We start from the raw sequence: 14,784 nt of genomic DNA, 5'->3' as shown, positions 1-14,784 counted from the left end.
GCAGGAGATATCCGGTAACGGCTACTGATCCGGATTCAAAGACAAAAGGCACCTGAAACGCTCACAGGCACCCGTCGCGGCGGTGTGAAATGCAAGGAAACGCAAGGTTTTTCGGGGCTATAAAACCGCCGCGAGGCCCAGTACTGGGGCGGGCTGGTGCCTACTGCAAGGGCGCAATAAAACCGACCCATTTAGCTCGCAGGCGGGGCGGGGAGTCGACAGCGCGCCGGGGGAAGAAAAGTGCAGCTCATTTAATATCTTCTATATGTAATCCAAAAAGGAAAAATACATGTCGCTTTCTGTATTGGACTTGAAAGGCATCGCTGCGGCTGGAGGCGGGATGATTTTAGATACACGAACATATTCCACACTTGATCTTAAAGGTATTGCTGCTGCCGCTTCATCTAATCAAGCTCAGATAGTTCTAAAAAATCTACAAGGCAGGTCCGTATTAGATCTGAAAGGGATTGCTGCTTCGGGAAGAGGATGTGTGGTCTTTGACTTCGGTTAAATCAGATAGAAATCATGAGCATTCGCGGCTCCAAGCATTTTTCTTGTGCCGTTCTAAACCGTCGAAGTATTTTAGCAATGGGCTGGTAAATGGACGAGAATCAAAAAAAAGAGTTATTCAGCAAAGCTTTTGTAAGGGCATTAGCCGCTCAATCCGGTTTTAGAAGCTCTGAGCCTGATGTAGACGATGATAGCATCGATATCATTGTTCGTGGTAGAGGCTATCCTTCAGGTATTCGGAATCCACAAATTGATATTCAGTTAAAATGCACAGCTAATAACGATGGCGATAAGGATTTCCTTAATTTCAGTCTTTCACTGAAAAATTATAATGACTTAAGGGGCGAGAACGTACTCTGCCCTAGGTTCCTGTTTGTATTGATTGTCCCAGAAAACTGTGAAGATTGGCTAGTTCATCAGTCTGACTTTAGTATGATTAAACACTTTTGTTATTGGTATTCGCTAAGAGATAGGGCCAGCACGCCTAATAGTTCATCTGTAACTATCAATATACCGAGGACGCAGAGGCTAACGTCCCAAAGCTTATTAGAATTAATGGATATGGCTAACGCTAAGGAAGTTGCATAATGGCCTTTAATCTTGGTTCGACCGTTGAGAACGTTGTTCCTATTGGCCTTGAAATGTATCTAAGTTCTAAGGGGTGGGTAGATGCTGCCTCGATAGGCGACAAAGCAAAGATCTGGTACAGGCCAGAAGAAGAAAATTTTGATCTCGAAATTCTACAGCCAATCCATCAGGATCTTAAAGATTACTCGCAAAGAATATATGAGGCGATAAGCACTTTATCTGAGTATGAAAAAAGATCATTTTCGAAAATCTTTGAAGATATAGAGAATTTTAATTCGGATTTGATTAAAATTCGAGTTATAAGCCCTGACGTTGATAAAGGAGCCATACCTATTGACGATGGCGTTCTCCTGTTTGAAAAAGCTAAAGAGCTGTTGATCTCATCTACATTGTCAACCTTCAAAAAGAATCGCTTTTTTTCAGGGAATTGGCCTATTTTAGTTAGAAATTTCATAGAAACTTTACGGTTCGGTCAAACTGAAAAAGGTAGCTATATAGTTAATGTGATTGCTCCCGTTGGTTATCTTGAAAAAGAAAATGTTTCTGAATCAGAATACTCAATTGCAAGAGCTGTTAGTAATAATTTGGCAAGAAGTTTGCAGGCAACAAAAAGGGCAGTTAAAAAGTATCAGGTGACTCAAGATTTAATTGTGTTTGAAAATGCGATAAATAGTGGTGTAAGTGCAAACCTATGTGATGCAATAATAGGTATGAGCGGATGTTCAAAATCAAGGGATGTAGAGATATCGATTCAACTTGCAGTTTCTGAAAAAGATTCACAAGAGCTTGTGAAGATTCATAGATTTGATTCAAGGCATGTTTCGATACTGGGCATTGCCTCAGAATATTATAAAGGTAACTTCATGATCAACGATTATGAGGTGCACGGGTTGGTTACAAGAATGGATCATGAGCCTACAGCAGATTATGGTGTTATAAGAGTAACTTCAACTGTCAATGGAGTTGATAGAAATATAACAATACAGCTGAAGCTTAATGATTATTGGGATGCTGTAAATGCACATAAGCCTAGACTCCCGGTAGTATGTCGAGGTGATCTCTATGTCAATCCTAGATCTGCGTCTCTAGTTAATCCATATAATTTTAAAGTAATAAATAATTTTGACTTTTTTGAAAAATAGAGTTGTAAATTAATGCCTATCGTTTAAGTTTGAATATTGTATATTTTTAATTCTAGCAATAGCCGCTGTTTTAAGATGGAAAAGGACTAAGGCAGCAGTTTGTTGTAAGGATAATGCAAGCGTCTGATTCATTCTCCAATGCCGTATGCATCGACGCTCAGGTTTAAGTGCCACACGTAGTTCGACAGACCTTAGTATTGTCAGTAAAACGTGGTGGAACGTCTGTTTATTTGGCTGAAGGAAAAGCGCCGGTTAAATATCCGTCAAAACAAGCTAATAAGTGGTTTTCGGCCATTGTTACACTGGCCTGTATCTAGCGCTACATGAGTACTGTCATTTCAGATATGGCTTATCTTGCGGTATATAAAAAGGTATGCGCCTCAATTTTTTATTTTCCAATGAAAACATGTTCTTAACATTTTTTTATAGTCCCAACAAGTTCTGGATAAGTCAAAGTGTTTTTTTAACGTGGTTCCCCACTAATGTTTTCGATTTTTGCCTAGGCCATAAGCTCCACCGTGGTAGACAATTGCACGATCAAATATGTCTTCGGAATAATCTCGTTCTGGGCGCTCACTTTCGAGTTTCTTTCCTAAAAATGTAGATTTTTCAGTATGACGGGTATCTTCTAACGGAATTTGTGCGTTGCCGTGAACTTTCTTTAAATGCTTCTGCAAATTTTTTTGGTTTAACGTTATTTTACATACAGGACAATTTATAAAAGTTTTATCGCTGTTTTCTTTGGAAACTTTTTGGCTTGTGAACGCTGGTTTTCCTACTGACGTTTTAGGCTCTGCTTTTTTTCTTTTCTGAGTTTTTACAACGTCCTCATAATACCAAAACAAATCTTTTTCTACGTTTCTGATAACAATGCCATGCATTTTGTGCAAGTGCTCTTTCATTAAAGACTTCGATATCAATTTTTTGCATTTTGCACATTTGTGATAAGTTTTTATCACGCTTATATAATCGGCGTCGTTATTTTTATTTTCAAGAGTCAATGAGTGCTTGCTGCCTGAGCGAGCATCTTTTTTAGCTTTCGTTTTTTCGTGCTTTTTTTTATGTTTTTCTAAGTTCTTTTTCTTAACCGCGCCATGACAGATATCGCACTTTAAGAAAGTATCATCTAAGCCAGTGCTATCAGGGTTTTGTACTTTTTCTGAAAACATAATTGCTTCAACAATATAGATGTTTATGTCGGAACCGATCAGCCTGCCGGTTCCAGCCTAAAAGCTATTACCTCAATCTAGATCGGCAAGATTTTTGTTAACTTTAACTAATGCTAAATTGTTCTGATAAGCGAAATCTTCGAAAGCCAGTTATTATTCAGGCTTTACGTCATTTCCGTCCTTCCTACTATTGCCTCCCATACCCTCATCTGACAACAATCTTGGAGCCCCCATGGACATCGAACGACTCGGCAACGGCCTGGCGTTTCTCAAGGAAGCCGAGCGGCTCAAGAGCGTGCTGCGCACGGCCTATACCACCACCGGGCGGCAGGAGGATACGGCGGCGCATACGTGGCGGCTTTGTCTGATGGCGATGACGTTCGAGCGGGAGCTGGCGCCGCTGGACATGACACGCGTGCTCAAACTCTGCGTGCTGCATGATCTGGGCGAGGCGATTCACGGCGATCAGCCGGCCATCGCGCAGGAAGCGGACAAGAACACTCGGGAGCGGCTGGATCTTCTGACGGTCATGGCACCGCTGGATGAGGCGTTGAAGGTGGAGTTTCTGTCCCTGTGGGAGGACTACGAGCAGGGCACCTCGCGGGAGGCGCGGCTGGTGAAGGGGCTGGATAAGCTCGAGACCATCCTGCAGCACAGCCAGGGCGATAACCCGCCGGACTTCGATTACGCCTTTAACCTTACCTATGGCACGCGTCAGACGGATGCCGAGCCGGTGCTGACCATGCTGCGCACCCTGGTCGATGGCGAGACCCAGCGGCGGATCGATCACGGCCAGTAGCGCCTTTTTGCCTTTCCGCTACTGTCAGAGCCTCAAACGACAAAACCCCGAGCAGCCGTCGCTGTCGGGGTTTTGTGTTGATGGCCGGAGCCTGCGTCCAGCCTAGGCGGGGTTGGCCGGTTTTACCGTGGTGTTGTCTTCGTAGTCGTAATCGTCATCCAGGTTGTGCTCGGGGTCGTTGAGCTCGCCGCGCATGAAGGCGAGCAGGCGCTCGTCGGCCTCGCTGTCCTCGGCGGTGGCGTCAAAGCGGTGGCGAATGACGATGTTGGCGCGCTGATGGTTGAAGAGCCCGCCGACCATGAAAAAGACGCTGCCTACCAGAAAGAGCGAGGCCAGCAGGTTATGCAGCTGGTCGTGATCGGCCAGGCTGTCAAACCCCCAGAGGTAGGGGATCGAGCCGACCACGAACAGCACCGAGCCCACTACAAAGGTCACCGCGGTCAGGTTCATCAGCTGCAGGGTGAGAAGGGCAGAGGCGCGAATCACCATCATGACGTTGAGACAGGCGCCGATGAGAAAGAGCACCGAGCCGATGATGAAAAGCCACGCGCCGAACTCGATCCAGTGCCACCACGACAGAAAGAACAGGCTGCCCACGGCGTAGAGCACGGTGCCGATGATATAGACGGCCAGCGAGATGACCTCCAGTAGCTGCGAGGGCGAGACCTTTTTGCTGTCGTTCCAGAAGCGGCGCACTTCGATGACGTCGTGGGCCTGAACGACCAGATACACCAGCGAGCCCACGAAAAACAGCCAGGCGCCGATGTCTCTGATGTGCTCAAGGCGCGGGTAAAACATGACGCTGCCGACAATAAACATCACCCCGCCCAGCTCGTAGAGCACCGCGTTGATGCCTTCCCAGCGGTAATCCTTGTTGATATCACTCTTGCCCCGGCCCGGTCGGGCGCTTCGAGGGCGGTCGGTAAACAGATGCGGCATGAGGATGGTCCTGCAGGGAAAACGCCAAGTGTGGGTGGTCAGTGAAAGGTTGTATAGCGCCGCAGGCCGGACTTGTCGCCCTGTTTTTGTCGGGCAGCCTCATGGTGAGGCCGCCCGGGGGGCTCAGCGCTTTTTGCCGGGCTTGCCGCCCTGACCGCGGGGTGAGGGTCTGGCGCTGTCCGGCTTTCCCTTGCCGGCAGGCCTGCCGCCTGTTTTGCCCTGAGGCGCGGACTTGCCATTCGATCGGCCCTGGGGGGCGGGTTTGCCACCCGGCCCGGCCTTTGCTGCCGGCTTGCCACTGCCGCCGGCCTTTTTGCCGCCGGTGGGCTGCGGCTTGCCGGCGGGGGCGGGCTTGCCCTTGCCCCTGGAATACATTTTATCCAGCGCGGGCTTGCCGATGCACAGCGGGTCGGGCTTGTCCTGTGCGCTCTTTTGACTGTCCTTGCCGCGCGGCGGAGCCTTCGACCCGGCCGCTTTGGGGGCGGTCTCGGCGGTGTCGGTCAGCTCGATAAGGGTGTCGACTTCCTTTGTTGTCAGATCGCGCCAGTCGCCGATGGCCAATCCCTTGAGCGAGACGTTCATGATCCGGGTGCGGATCAGCTGGGTGACCTCATAACCGAAAACCTCGCACATGCGGCGGATCTGGCGGTTGAGGCCCTGCACCAGCGTGATGGTGAACACGAACGTGGAGACCTTTTCGACCTGACAGCGGCGGGTCATCTGGCCCAGAATCGGCACGCCGTTGCTCATGCCCTCAATGAAGTCCTCGGTGATCGGCTTGTCGACCGTGACCTGGTACTCCTTTTCGTGGTTGTTGTCGGCGCGCAGGATGCGGTTGACCAGATCGCCGTTGTTGGTCAGAAAGATCAGCCCCTGGGAGTCCTTGTCGAGCCGGCCGATGGGGAAGATGCGCGCGCCGTGCTTGACGAACTCGACGATGTTGTCCTTCTCGCTTGACTCGGTGGTGCTGACAATCCCCACCGGCTTGTTGAGCGCGATCAAAATCAGGTCTTCTGCTTCCCGGGGTTCGATCTCCTGACCGTCGACCGTGACCCGATCACCGGCGACCACCTGATCGCCCGTGGTGGCGCGCCGGCCGTTGAGCCGGACCTTGCCCTGTTCCACAAAGCGGTCCGCCTCGCGCCGCGAGCACAGGCCGCTTTCACTAATGTATTTATTGATTCGGGTCGATGTTCGTAATGGCATGACGTTTCGCAGAATTAAGGGTTAAACGTGGTGCTGGAAAACAGCGGCGTCGGGTTCGGGGCTTATCGCAAGGCGCCCGACCGGCGGCTGCCATGGCGCGGCACGCATCAATCAAAGGAGTTGTTCTCTTTTCATGAACACGTCACGGATGCTCGAGTTTATCAACGGCTTTCGCAACAGTATTGCCTACCTGACCAGTCTCATCATTACGGTTTATGTGATTGTGGGGGTAGTGGCCGTCACGTTGGATGTGAAAAACCTGCCGGGCGTTCTGGATGTTCTGAATTTCGAGCAGCCCGACACCGCGCGCACGCTTCTGGCCACGCTGATGGCGGGCATGATCTCGCTTCTGGTGTTCAGCTTTTCCACGGTCATGTCGGTACTGACCCAGGCCGGCAGCAATTTTTCCAACAAGCTGGTGTTCGGCATCATGACCGAAAAGCGCCACCAGCAGGTACTGGGGCACTATCTGGGCACCATTTTGTATCTGTTGATTCTGCTGCTGGTGCCGGCCGTTGGCGACACGCCGGACACCTGGCGCTCGCTGGCGGTGTATCTGGGCTCGGCCATGGTGATCAATAGCCTGGCCATGTTCGTGTTTTTCATTCATGGCACCTCCCAGTCGGTGCAGATCAACGCGATCACCCAGAACCTGCTGGTCTCGACCCAGCTGTCGCTGGACAGACTCAGAAAACGCCAGGCGAGCGACGAATATATCCATCGCACCGGCGAGATCGACCTCCGTGGCGGCTATCCCGTCCACTCCCGTGACAGTGGCTATATCCAGAGCGTCAATTTCGACGCGCTGGCGAGCCTCGCGCGTCGTCATGATATCGCCATCCACCTGGGGTTCAGCTTTGGCGATTTCGTGGTCAAGCGGTTTCCGATCCTGACAGTCGAGGCGGACAGCGCCCCGGGCGATGCGCTGATCGAGGCGATTCTGGCCTGTCTGCAATACGTTGAAGGGGAGTCCACGCGGGATCATTACGTCAACGGGCTGACCCAGCTGATGGAGGTGGCCATCAAGGCGCTGTCGCCGGGCATCAACGACCCCGGCACGGCGCGCCTGTGCATCCATCAGATGACCGAGCTGATGGCGCAGCGCCTGACGCTCACGCCCTGCAACAGGCGGGTGGATGACAACGGGCGCTGTCTGATCTCGTGGCACGAGGAGGGCATCGAGAGCCTGATGTTCAGGATATTTGATCCCATTGTCCATTACGGGGGCGAGGATCTGAGCATCTGCCTGTCGCTTCTCAAGGCTCTGAAGACGCTTTCCAACTTCGCAGGCGACGCCGATCACCGGGTCATTCAGGCCCACGCCGATCGTGTCATTGCGCTTATGGCCGAGCATTTTACCGCGCCGCTGGAAATCGAGTTTATCGAGGCGCGGCTTGCCGGCGGCATCCACCGTTTGCACCTCGCCCCTCGACTGCCCGGCCGCTCGATATCGCCCTGACGTCTGCGCTCATCCACCGATTCGATAGCGGCGCGAGGGATGGGCCCGACTCATGACAGCGTCCCAGGATCGGCAAGGCGTTTTTCCATCAGCACGCAAAGGCGGTCCGGATAGCTGACGCTGCCTGTGTTTGACCACCCGTGGCGCTCGTAGAGGCCCTGGTGGTCCGTGGTAATGAGATACAGCCCTGTCTCGCCGCGTGAGTGGGCTACCTGCTCGATCGTCTCGATCAGCCGTCCGGCAATGCCGCGACCGCGGTAGTCCGGATGAACGAAAACAGCGGCGAGCCAGGGGCGCAGGTCCGGGCGTTGTGCGCAGTCGTTTTCAAACAGGCTGGCCATGCCCACCGGGCGGTCGCCGTGATGGGCTACCTGCGTCAACGGCAGGCCGCTGCCGTGGGCGGCGCTGGCAAACGTCAGGCGGGTCTCTTCCAGCGTGCGCCTTGAATGCACGCCCCACTGGCCATAGGCCCAGGCGCTGCAGGCATCGATGAATTCGGGGCGCTGTTGCAGCGGTGTAATCTCGATCGACATGACGATGGACCGGTAAGCATCAGAAGGTGTTGATATAAACCGATTCGTGGTGACGTGTATACCCACGCCTGCAGGCATTTCGCTTTATCGATCCAGGGGGCGGCAGGGGCCCGCAGGCGGGCGTCTGTTGGCACAGTGCCCTGTTCAGAAAGCATCCTGTAATAAATTTGAAACATTAAAGGTTCGGTACTGATCCCTTGAAGCTATCATAAAGAAAGCTCAGGCCACGTCGATATAGCACGGTAATTCCCTCTTTCATGAGTAATCCGAGCATGTTGACCCGTTTGAAAATCGGCCCGCGTCTGGCCATGGCCTTTGGTGCCCTGACACTGCTCTTGATGATCAGCGCGGTTGCAGGATTGATGGGTCTGGGCAACATGAAAGAGACCGCTGACAGCGCCATCAATACGGATGCCGCTCTGGCGCAGAACGCGCTGCATGTGCAGCGTCTGGCGCTTGAAGAGAGGCGCTTTGAGAAGGACAGTTTTATCAATATCGCAACGCCCGACAGGGTCGCCGGTTATTACGATAAATGGGAGAACTCTCGTGTGGCGCTGAGTCAGACGCTGTCGGCAGGCGAACAGATTGCGCCGACCGATGACCTGCGCCAGCTCTATACACGGGCAGGAGCAGCGCTTGCAGCTTACGCAGCAGGGTTCCAGGCCATCCATCAGCGCATCGTAAACGGTGAGCTGACCGAGCCGGCGCAGGCCAATACGGCCTTTAGTGCCTACAAGGAGCAGGTCTATGAGCTGGAATCGCTCGCCGATCAGATCAATACGGTTGCTGCCGAGCGGATGGACCGTGCCAATGAGACGATTTCGACAGCGTATTCCCGGACCATGGTCAGCCTGCTGGTCTTCGCCGCGATCGCTTTACTGGCAGCAGTCGCACTGGCGGTGGTCATTACCCGAAGCATTACGCGTCCTTTGGGACGGGCGCTGTATGTGGCCGAGCAGGTCGCACAGGGTGACCTGACCCAGGAAATCACGGTGACCGGACGCGATGAGACAGCCCAGCTGCTGGCGGCGATGAAGAAGATGAATGCATCGCTTCTGACGCTGGTGGGCTCCATCCGTGACACCTGCCAGAGTGTTCATGCCGGTGCCAGTGAGCTTTCACACGCCAGTCATGATCTGGCGGCCCGTACCGAGCAGCAGGCCGCATCGCTTGAGGAAACCGCCGCCAGCATGGAGGAGATCTCGTCGACGGTGAAACACAACACCGAGGCGACCCAACAGGTCAATCAGCTGACCGTCGAAGCAACCGGCAACGTGCGCAGCAGCAGCCAGGATGTGGTGCAGAGCCTGTCGCTGATGAAGGAAATTGCCACGCAGTCACAGCGCGTCAACGAGATTCTGGCCACCATCGATTCGATCTCGTTTCAGACCAATATTCTGGCGCTGAATGCGTCGGTAGAAGCGGCTCGTGCCGGTGAGCAGGGGCGCGGCTTTGCGGTGGTGGCCTCGGAAGTCAGGTCGCTGGCCAATCGCAGCGCCACGTCGGCCGGCGAAATTCGCCAGCTGCTGGAAACCATGAGCCAGCGCATTGCCGCCGGCGTCACTCAGGCAGAGCGCAGCGGTGGCAGCATCGAGCAGACTCGCGGCGCCATTGAGCAGCTCGCCACGTTGATCAACGACATTGCGACCGCCTCGCGCGAGCAGGATGGCGGGGTGGATCAGGTCAATACCGCCATTGCTCAGATGGATCTGGTCACCCAGCAAAACGCGGCCATGGTCGAACAGTCTACGGCTGCCGCCAGTATGCTGGAAGAGCAGGCCGGGCAGCTGCAAAAGCTGGTGGCCACCTTCAGAATTCGGGAGACGGCAGGTGCCTGAGGCAGACGTATCCAGCGACCTGAGTACCTGACGCTAAAAGGCCCCGCTAGATGCAGGGCCTTTCAGTGTTCGGGCAGCAGCATGGAAGACACCTGCATGTGACACCACCAGTAGCCGGGGTCAGGGGAAACGCACAAAAACAACAAGGCCCGCCGAAGCGGGCCTTGTTGCGTCAGGCCAGAAGACCTGAAGGCATGATAACCCGAAGGTTAGTCTGCCTGGACGTTTGCAGCCTGAAGGCCTTTCTTGCCCTGAGTCACTTCGAAGGAGACCTGCTGGCCTTCCTGCAGTGACTTGAAGCCTTCAGCCTTGATTTCGGAGAAGTGGACGAACAGATCGTCGCCGCCGTCGGACGGAGAGATGAAGCCGAAGCCTTTAGCGTCGTTGAACCACTTGACTGTGCCAGTAGACATATTCGAAATTCCTTGCGCCAAAGCGCGATAAAAAGTGACCGGGTGTTGCCCCAGATAAAGCAGGTAAAACAAGGGGGATAAAACCAGGCTACCGAAGAACTCGAGTGCAACTGACTATATTCGACTTGCTAACCAACTGAGTGCATCGTGTCATGATATTCGGGGCAGGGTCAACCAGATGCGTGAAAAGAGTTTTGCCTCTCCGGCGAAAATGAGAGCGAGGCCATCGCTCGGCGTGGCCTCGCATCGCTTTGTCAGCCCGGGCGCGGCGCCATATTGCCGGTCGGGAAGGCTTCAGCGTCCATGCTTGATGCGTTGCCCCCGCTGCGACGCGTTTCCAGATCGGTGCGGATGGCGTCCATGCGGGTGTCATCGAGGCGAAAGCGCCAGATGGCCCCGGCCAGCAACAGCGTGATCAACGCCGGAATCAGCGTCATCATCAGCGTGATCGCCAGTACCGCGCTGGCACTTTGTTCTTCCACGCCTGCCTCATAGCCGCCGATGGCGAGCATCATCCCGATCAGGCCGCCGGCCACCGCCAGCCCCACCTTCAAAAAGAACAGGTTGCCCGAAAAGGCCATGCCCGTATTGCGCTCGCCGGTTTTCCACTCGCCGTAGTCCTCGGCGTCCGCCATCATCGACCAGGAAATCGGCGTACCGATGCCGTTGATGAGGTTGAGAAGGGCAAAGGCGAGCGTGGTGATCATCATCTGATCGAACGGCATGAAGAACAGCCCCACCGAGCCGGCCGTAATGATCAGCGAGGTGCTCATGTACACATGGGTCTTGCTGAAACGGGCGGTAAACCAGGGCGAGATCAGCGCGCCGATCATCTTGGTGACAATGGCGGCGGTAATGAAAAACGAAATACCGCCGGCGCTTAACATCATCACGTAGGTGGCAAAGTAGATCGATGCCCCCTGGCGCAGAAAGAACTGCGTTGCCTGCAAAAAGGTGATGCCGAGAATGATCAGCCAGCGCTCGTTTTTGACCAGCGCCTTGAGCGACTGCTTCAGCGGCTTTCTCTCCTCGCTGATGGGCTCGACCCGCTCGCGGGTGGTAGCAAAACAAAAGCCGAACATGAAAAGCGCAATGATGCCCATCAGCCCCATGGTGAGCTGAAAGCCGCGCGCCTCGTCGCCGGCCCCGAGCAGCTCGACCAGCGGCAACAGCGAGCCGGTCAGGATCAGATAGGCGACGCCTGCAAAGAAAAACCGCCACGACTGAAACGACACCCGCGCCTTGTGATCATCGGTCACCACCCCGCCCAGCGAGCAGTAGGGAATGCTCACCGAGGTATACAGCACCGACATCAGAAAGTAGGTCGCAAAGGCGTACACCACCTTGGCGCCGTCGCTCCAGTCCGGTGTGGTGAACAATAAAAAGATCGAGATGGCCAGCGGGATCGGCACCCACAAAAGATACGGTCGGTACTTGCCCCAGCGGGTCCGGGTGCGGTCGGCCACGAATCCCATGATCGGGTCGGTAACGGCATCGATCACGCGCATGGTGATAAAGATCACCCCGACCAGCGCCGGCGACAGGCCGTAGATGTCGGTGTAGAAGTAGGAGAGATACATCACGACGGCGGCAAAGCTCATGTTGCAGCCGGCATCCCCCATGCCAAAGCCGATCTTCTCCAGAAGTGTCACTTTTTTCTGACGCATGCCTGCCCTCCGGTAACCATCACCTGCACGTTGCGTGGACGGCCCGGGCGAATCAGCGCCAGAAGGCCTGTCAGGTCATGCCAGGCTACGGGAGGAGAGCGCCAGATCACCAATACGGTTTTGGCGTAAAGTCGATATCAGGGTCGGTATGGCGGCGGGTAACTGCTTCAAAGTACTGATCACTTCGACCATCGATGTAGAGACCAGGGTCGGGCAGGCAGCGGTGGGAAGATCGCCCACCGGCCCCATGGCTCTCGGGACCGATGGTATCGGGGCTGACCCTCACTCGATGGTGTAGATAAACTCATCCCGGTCGCGGCGCACCTTCGCCTTGCCGGCGCCCGGGTCACGCTCGACGTCGCGATAGCCCAGCGCCATGATGACCACGCTTTTGAGCCCCTTCTCACTCAGGCCGAGCGCGTCATCGAGCCTGTCGGGATAAAAGCCCTCCATCGGTGAGGCATCGACCCCTTCCAGCGCCGCGGCGCTCAGCGCCGTGCCCATGCCGATATAGGCCTGGCGTGCGGCCCACTCCAGGCACGCCTCGTGGCTGCCCTTTTTGTCCATCACGCCCTTGATCATGTTGCGAAAGCCGTCGAGTTCGCTCTCATCGACCTCGCGGACGCGGGCCATGCGGGCGACATGATCATCCACCTGAGCCTTGAAGTCGCGATCGTGCACGGCAAAGACCAGCAGGTCGGACCCCTCGATCACCTGCGGCTGCGGTGCGGCGTCGTCATGCAGGCGCTGGCGCAGCTCAGGGCTTTTGACATGCACCAGCGACCAGGGGTGTAGGCCGAAGGAGGAAGGCGCCAGCCGGGCGGCGTCCATGATCCGCTCCAGCGCCGCTTCGGGCACGGGCTCACCGTTCAGGCGTTTGGCAGCGTAGCGCCAGTTCAGCGCATCGGTCAGTGACATGGCGGGGAATCTCCTTGCGGTAGTGGAACGGGCCCTGATCGAGTGCCGCCTGCGAGAGCCTTGCGGCCATGCAAAAAGGCCCCGCCGGCGCACGGCGCGGGCGGGGCCTTCGGCACAAGGGGGCATGGCTCAGTGTAGCTGACCGAATCTTTCGATACGATCGCGCAGCGCCTGCTCAGGGCCGATCAGCTCGACCAGTTCCGCTTCGGTGAGGTGAATGTCACGGTGGTGCTCGACGATGCTTTCGTAATCCTCGCCGTTGGCCAGCGCCTGCTCGACCAGAAGGGAGAGCTCCTTGCGATCGTTCAGGCCGGCGGGGTCAAAGCTCTGACGGTTGCGCTCGTGCTGAACGCGCTGTTCACGGCGGCAACGCAGTAATAGATTGTCGGTAATAAAGGGGGCACTCATGGGCTCGATCCTTTGGAAGACGTACCCTGCCATGCTGTTGCGAAGGCCGGGTGTTGTCCATTCGACCCTGGACGTATCGCCAAAGGTCGCGGGTCAGCATCATGGTCGCCGCGTCGCTGCCCGGGCCTGACGCTCAGGTCGCACCGATCTCCTCAAGCAGCGCGTCGCGAAATGCGACCAGTCGGGCGTGACGCTGCGCGGCCAGCTGCCGGCCGGTGGCGGTCTGAAAGCCCGCCTTGAGGGTCAAAAGCTTGGTCTGAAAATGATCCAGCGTGAAGCGCTGATCACTCAGCGCCCGATGCTCGGCCTGTGGATCGAACGGATCATACAGCGCGCTGCCCATCTGACCTGCCGTGTAGAAACAGCGCGCCACCCCCAGTGCCCCGAGGGCGTCGAGCCGGTCGGCGTCCTGCAGGATGCCGGCCTCCAGCGTTTGCGGGGCAATGCCCGCCGAGAAGCTGTGGGCCTCGATGGCATGGGCGACCGCCTCGATGCGCGCGGCCGCCCATCCCAGCGAGACGAGAATCGCCCGGGCCTGCTCGGCGGCCAGTCGTGAAGCCTGTGCCCGGCGCGGGTCATCCTTGGGCACGTGAACGCCGTCATGCAGCACGGTGGCGGCCAGCAGCAGCTCGCTGTCGCCGCCCTCGGTGGTCATGAGGCGCTGTACGTTGCGCCATACGCGTGCCAGATGGGCAAGATCGTGAGCGCCATCGGCGGATTCGGGCAGATGGGCCAGCAGCGTCTCGGCCAGCGTCTGATGCGGCGAGAAAAGAGAAGAGGGCATCGCCAGAGCATGATCGCGTGACGGGGTGGCGGTCAACGACGCCCTGTCGGGTAGCGATGGCTCGTGTCTACATCAGCCGGGTGCCCAGCGCCACATTCTGGTCCGGTACGCACAGCGTCACGTCGCCATCGTCGTTGTGAAAACCGGTGACCAGACACTCCGACATGATCGGGCCGATCTGTTTGGGCGGAAAGTTGGTCACCGCCACCACCAGTCGCCCGACAAGGTTTTCGGGGTCATAAAGCTCGGTGATCTGGGCGCTGGACTTGCGCACGCCGATCTCGGCGCCGAAATCCACCTGCAGCAGATACGCCGGCCGGCGCGCCTTTTCAAACACCTCCGCGTGCGTGATGCGCCCGACGCGCAGTTCCACCTTCGAAAACTCTTCCCAGCTCAGTGTTGACACCGATT

General features: G+C 55.8%; 16 protein-coding genes. 6 read left to right on the top strand and 10 right to left on the bottom strand.

The window, feature by feature from the left end; all coding sequences use genetic code 11:
- Positions 1-289 precede the first annotated feature (289 nt).
- The 3 genes from ACS92L_RS12745 to ACS92L_RS12735 all read left to right on the top strand — a co-directional run bounded on the left by ACS92L_RS12745 (position 290) and on the right by ACS92L_RS12735 (position 2,240).
- A complete protein-coding gene (locus ACS92L_RS12745; RefSeq protein ID WP_438765309.1) occupies positions 290-511 on the top strand; it encodes a hypothetical protein in 222 nt (73 codons plus the stop codon).
- Positions 512-600: 89 nt separating this feature from the next.
- On the top strand, positions 601-1,098 hold the full coding sequence (locus ACS92L_RS12740; protein WP_438765308.1) for a DUF4365 domain-containing protein: 498 nt from the start codon (positions 601-603) through the stop codon (positions 1,096-1,098).
- Entirely contained in the window at positions 1,098-2,240 is a 1,143-nt protein-coding gene (locus ACS92L_RS12735) for a hypothetical protein (RefSeq protein ID WP_438765307.1), read from the top strand. Before ACS92L_RS12740 ends, ACS92L_RS12735 begins: the two co-directional genes overlap by 1 nt.
- Positions 2,241-2,719: 479 nt before the next feature.
- Here ACS92L_RS12735 and ACS92L_RS12730 read toward each other — a convergent pair whose 3' ends face one another.
- Positions 2,720-3,409 carry a hypothetical protein gene (locus ACS92L_RS12730; protein ID WP_438765306.1) on the bottom strand — a complete coding sequence of 230 codons (690 nt, stop codon included), beginning with the start codon at positions 3,407-3,409 and terminating at the stop codon, positions 2,720-2,722.
- Between the two features lie 232 nt (positions 3,410-3,641).
- Between ACS92L_RS12730 and ACS92L_RS12725 the strand changes: the two genes are divergently transcribed.
- On the top strand, positions 3,642-4,208 hold the full coding sequence (locus ACS92L_RS12725; protein WP_438765304.1) for an HD domain-containing protein: 567 nt from the start codon (positions 3,642-3,644) through the stop codon (positions 4,206-4,208).
- A gap of 102 nt (positions 4,209-4,310) precedes the next feature.
- Here the strand turns inward: ACS92L_RS12725 and ACS92L_RS12720 are convergent, their stop codons facing one another.
- Together ACS92L_RS12720 and rluF are read right to left on the bottom strand one after the other, a co-directional pair.
- Complete coding sequence (locus ACS92L_RS12720; RefSeq protein ID WP_438765303.1) at positions 4,311-5,147, bottom strand: YrhK family protein; 837 nt, start codon at positions 5,145-5,147, stop codon at positions 4,311-4,313.
- A gap of 123 nt (positions 5,148-5,270) precedes the next feature.
- Entirely contained in the window at positions 5,271-6,353 is a 1,083-nt protein-coding gene (rluF, locus tag ACS92L_RS12715) for a 23S rRNA pseudouridine(2604) synthase RluF (protein WP_438765302.1), read from the bottom strand.
- Positions 6,354-6,486: 133 nt separating this feature from the next.
- On the opposite strand from rluF, the gene ACS92L_RS12710 reads away from it, so the two are divergent.
- Positions 6,487-7,812, top strand: coding sequence for a DUF2254 domain-containing protein (locus tag ACS92L_RS12710; RefSeq protein WP_438765301.1), 1,326 nt, complete (start codon positions 6,487-6,489; stop codon positions 7,810-7,812).
- A 50-nt stretch (positions 7,813-7,862) separates the two neighbouring features.
- Here ACS92L_RS12710 and ACS92L_RS12705 read toward each other — a convergent pair whose 3' ends face one another.
- Complete coding sequence (locus ACS92L_RS12705) at positions 7,863-8,345, bottom strand: GNAT family N-acetyltransferase (RefSeq protein WP_438765300.1); 483 nt, start codon at positions 8,343-8,345, stop codon at positions 7,863-7,865.
- A 272-nt stretch (positions 8,346-8,617) separates the two neighbouring features.
- On the opposite strand from ACS92L_RS12705, the gene ACS92L_RS12700 reads away from it, so the two are divergent.
- Positions 8,618-10,183 (top strand): methyl-accepting chemotaxis protein, encoded by a 1,566-nt coding sequence (locus ACS92L_RS12700; RefSeq protein WP_438765299.1) that lies wholly within the window; start codon positions 8,618-8,620, stop codon positions 10,181-10,183.
- Positions 10,184-10,392: 209 nt separating this feature from the next.
- On the opposite strand, the gene ACS92L_RS12695 is transcribed toward ACS92L_RS12700, so the two are convergent.
- The 6 genes from ACS92L_RS12695 to ACS92L_RS12670 form a co-directional block, all read right to left on the bottom strand.
- The gene (locus ACS92L_RS12695; RefSeq protein ID WP_086621314.1) at positions 10,393-10,596 is read right to left on the bottom strand and encodes a cold-shock protein; all 204 of its coding nucleotides are present in this window, start codon (positions 10,594-10,596) and stop codon (positions 10,393-10,395) included.
- A gap of 254 nt (positions 10,597-10,850) precedes the next feature.
- Positions 10,851-12,263: an MFS transporter gene (locus ACS92L_RS12690; RefSeq protein ID WP_438765298.1), complete on the bottom strand. Its 1,413-nt coding sequence runs from the start codon at positions 12,261-12,263 to the stop codon at positions 10,851-10,853.
- 282 nt (positions 12,264-12,545) lie between these two features.
- Positions 12,546-13,181 (bottom strand): nitroreductase family protein, encoded by a 636-nt coding sequence (locus ACS92L_RS12685; RefSeq protein ID WP_438765297.1) that lies wholly within the window; start codon positions 13,179-13,181, stop codon positions 12,546-12,548.
- Between the two features lie 129 nt (positions 13,182-13,310).
- Positions 13,311-13,589, bottom strand: coding sequence for a hypothetical protein (locus ACS92L_RS12680; protein WP_438765296.1), 279 nt, complete (start codon positions 13,587-13,589; stop codon positions 13,311-13,313).
- 133 nt (positions 13,590-13,722) lie between these two features.
- Positions 13,723-14,373 carry an HD domain-containing protein gene (locus tag ACS92L_RS12675; protein WP_438765295.1) on the bottom strand — a complete coding sequence of 217 codons (651 nt, stop codon included), beginning with the start codon at positions 14,371-14,373 and terminating at the stop codon, positions 13,723-13,725.
- A 67-nt stretch (positions 14,374-14,440) separates the two neighbouring features.
- The gene (locus tag ACS92L_RS12670) at positions 14,441-14,779 is read right to left on the bottom strand and encodes a tRNA-binding protein (RefSeq protein ID WP_438765294.1); all 339 of its coding nucleotides are present in this window, start codon (positions 14,777-14,779) and stop codon (positions 14,441-14,443) included.
- Positions 14,780-14,784 lie beyond the last annotated feature (5 nt).

The organism is Kushneria halocnemicola, assembly GCF_965650455.1.
Lineage (GTDB): Bacteria > Pseudomonadota > Gammaproteobacteria > Pseudomonadales > Halomonadaceae > Kushneria.
The sequence above is the reverse complement of the archived record's forward strand: the minus strand, read 5'-3'. Positions and strand labels throughout refer to the sequence as shown.